This window comes from Actinacidiphila sp. bgisy144, assembly GCF_057708105.1.
The window spans coordinates 1-1097 of record NZ_JBYIRM010000101.1; the positions used below are offsets into that span (position 1 = coordinate 1).

A 1097-nucleotide genomic window follows, 5' to 3' on the forward strand; every position below is an offset into this window, starting at 1 on the left:
GGCGCTGAACCCGTCCCGTTCGCTGTCGCACCACCCGCTGTTCCAGACCGGCCTGGTCGTGCAGAACGCGCCCGGCGGCGACTTCGCCCTGCCGGGTCTGGAGGTCTCCGGGGTCGCGGTGCTCACCGGGACCGCGCGGCTCGACCTGACCTTCGGGTTCGCGGAGGAGTTCGGCCCCGACGGCGCGCCGGCGGGCCTGGCCGGTTCCGTCGAGTACAGCACCGACCTGTTCGACCGGCCGACCGTCGAGGCCCTGGCCGCCCGGCTGACCAGGCTGCTGGCCGAGGTCGCGGCCGCCCCCGGCCGGCCGATCGGCGCGATCGAGCTGCTGTCCGCCGAGGAGCGCCGCGAGGCGCTGCCGGCCGGCCCCGAGGAGGCGGCCCGCGCGAGCCTGCCCGAGCTGTTCGCCGCGCAGGTGGCGGCCGCGCCGGACGCGGTTGCGCTGGTCTGCGGTGACACCGAGCTGACGTATCGTCAACTCGACGTGCGCGCCAATCGGTTCGGGCATGAGCTGATCGCCCGGGGAGTGGGCCCGGAGCAGGTGGTGGCGGTGGCGCTGCCGCGGTCGGTCGAGTCGGTGGTCGCGGTGCTGGGCGTGCTGAAGGCGGGCGCGGCCTACCTGCCGGTCGACCCGGACTACCCGCCCGCACGGATCGCGTTCATGCTCCAGGACGCGCAGCCCGCGGTCGTGGTCGAGGACGTGGCGGCCGTCGCCGCGTCGGCCGGCCGCCCCGATACCGATCCGCGGGTTCCGCTCGAGGTGCGGCACCCGGCGTACGTGATCTACACCTCGGGCTCGACCGGCCGCCCCAAGGGCGTCGTCGTCAGCCACGCGGGCGTGTCGGGACTGGTCGCCGCCCAGGCCGGCCGGCTCGGCGTGGCCCGGGGCAGCCGGGTGCTCCAGTTCGCCTCGCCCAGCTTCGACGCGGCCTTCTGGGACCTGTGCGGCGCGCTGCTGAGCGGCGCCGCCCTCGTCCTCGCCCCCGGCGCCTCACCGCTGGAGGCCCTCACCGACCCGAGCACCCCCGTCACCCATGTCACGCTGCCGCCCTCGGCGCTGGCCGCCCTGGACGGCGCCGGGATCACCGCGACCACCG

Annotated in this window: 1 protein-coding gene; it reads left to right on the forward strand. The window is 76.4% G+C overall.

The features are described 5' to 3' along the window. A partial coding sequence (locus AC3EVP_RS36880; RefSeq protein ID WP_435138157.1) for an AMP-binding protein occupies positions 1-1097 on the forward strand: 1097 nt, incomplete at both ends.